The sequence below is a fragment of the Pseudomonas sp. genome (genome assembly GCF_050739995.1).
GTDB lineage: Bacteria > Pseudomonadota > Gammaproteobacteria > Pseudomonadales > Pseudomonadaceae > Aquipseudomonas.
In genome coordinates this window covers 1-1,872 of the sequence record NZ_JBOICG010000116.1, presented here as the reverse complement: position 1 = coordinate 1,872, position 1,872 = coordinate 1, and the positions used below count along the sequence as shown (strand labels likewise).

At 59.6% G+C, this 1,872-nt stretch carries 1 protein-coding gene and 1 pseudogene; both read right to left on the bottom strand.

Features of this window, described 5'->3' with window-relative positions:
* The coding region (locus ACRESD_RS03970; protein WP_431749731.1) for a TonB-dependent siderophore receptor at positions 1-1,635 on the bottom strand (1,635 nt) is incomplete at its 3' end.
* Between the two features lie 112 nt (positions 1,636-1,747).
* Positions 1,748-1,872 (bottom strand): annotated as a pseudogene (locus tag ACRESD_RS03965) (2-alkenal reductase); the annotation flags it as partial.

Here is a 1,872-nt window from a genome sequence, read left to right as displayed (position 1 = left end):
GTTGGTATCGGTGGTCGGGTCCAGGGCCAGGACGTTTTCCTTGTCGATATGGAAGGCGGCGAGGGTGGTGCTGAGACGGTCGTCGAACAGCTCGCTCTTGATGCCCACCTCATAGCCGACGCCTTCTTCCGGGTTGAAGGATTTGCCCCCAGCGTCCAGACCGTTGTTGGGCTTGAATGAGGTCGAGGCGTTGGCGAACAGGCCGACTTGTGGGGTGAGTTGGTAGAGCACGCCGGCGCGCTGGGTCAGGGCGTCGTGGGTTTGCCGGCTCTTGGCGTGGTTGCGGGCGAAGTCTTCGGTGCTTTGCTCGAAGTGCTCGAAGCGTGCGCCGACCATGCCGCGCAGGCGGTCGGTGAACACGATCTGGTCTTGCAGGTTCAGCGCTTGGCTTTTGACCTGTTCAAAGACGTCAGTGCCGGAGCGTGCGCCATTGGGTTTGGGCTGGCCGTAGACGGGCTTGTAGATGTCGATGGAGTACGGGCTGCCGGCGATGGCGGTCACGCGTTCCTTCTTGCGGTAGTCCTCGTATTCGGTACCGATCAACAGTTCGTGCTGCCAAGTGCCGATGTCGAACCGGCCACGCAGTTCCAGCTGGGTAATGCTGTCGTGCCAGCCGGTGGAGCGTTCACGGTAGCGGCGGTTGATGGTGTGTCCGTCGGCGTTCAGTGCGCGGCTTTCCGAGGCATCGCCCCACAGGCTGCCTTGTTTGTAGTGGCTGGCCAGGCGCAGTTGCCAGGTGTCGTCGAGGTTGTGTTCGATGGCGGCCTGGATGCGGTTGTTGTGGTTACGGATATTGCCGTCGTTGGGTTCACCCAAGAACGTGGAGTGGGACATGCCGGTGTTGGCGACAATGCCTCGATCGAACGTCGAGCTGTGGCGGACGAATTCGCTTTCTACCAACAAGTGGGTGTCCGGGCTCAGTTGCCAACTGAAGGACGGCGCAACGAACACCCGCTGGGCATCCACGTGGTCGCGGAAGCTGTGGTTGTCTTCCACCGCGAGATTGACCCGCGACAGCACGTTGCCTTCGCTGTCCAGTGGTGTGTTGATGTCCAGGGCGGTGCGATAGCGGTCCCAGCTTCCGGCACTGGTTTGCAAGGTGGTGAAGGCGTCCGGCTGGGGTTTCTTGGTGACGATGTTCACGGTGCCACCAGGGTCTCCACGGCCATACAAGCTGGCAGCAGGGCCCTTGAGCACTTCGATGCGTTCGATATTGGCCGCGTCCGGTGTGCTTGGGTAGCCGCGGTTGGCGCTGAAGCCGTCCTGGTAGAACTCTGACGTGGTGAAGCCACGCACGCTGTATTCGTAAAGCGTCAGGCCGCCGAAGTTGTTTTGCTTGGACACGCCGCCGGCATATTCCAAGGCGCGTTCGACGCTGGTGCTGCCGAGGTCTTTGAGTACCGTGGCGGGAATTACGCTGATGGATTGTGGGATATCGCGAATAGCCGTGTCAGTTTTGGTCGCGCTGGCGGAACGAGTCGCGCGGTAGCCTTTGACGGGGCTGGTGGCGGATTCATAGGCGTCGGTGGTAACGCTGATGGCGTCCAGTTCAACGGTGCTTTCTTCGGCGTAAGCGGGGTCAATCAGCAAACCCAAGGCTAGGCCAGCCAAGGGCACAAATTTTCGAGACGGCATGGTAGAGCGTTCCAATAGCGATATTGAAACAATATAACATGCCTAATGAGAATGGATCGCTTTGAAACATCACCTTACAGGTGCTCTCGAACGAGCACCTGCAAGGTTGAATTTATTCCTCTTCTTTCACCGGCGCAGGCGGTGGCCGCAGGCCGATTTCCGCCGAGAGCTTGATCTCTTTACCGTTGCGCATGACCTGAATCGTGACCTTGTCGGTCGGTTTGATCCGTGCCACCT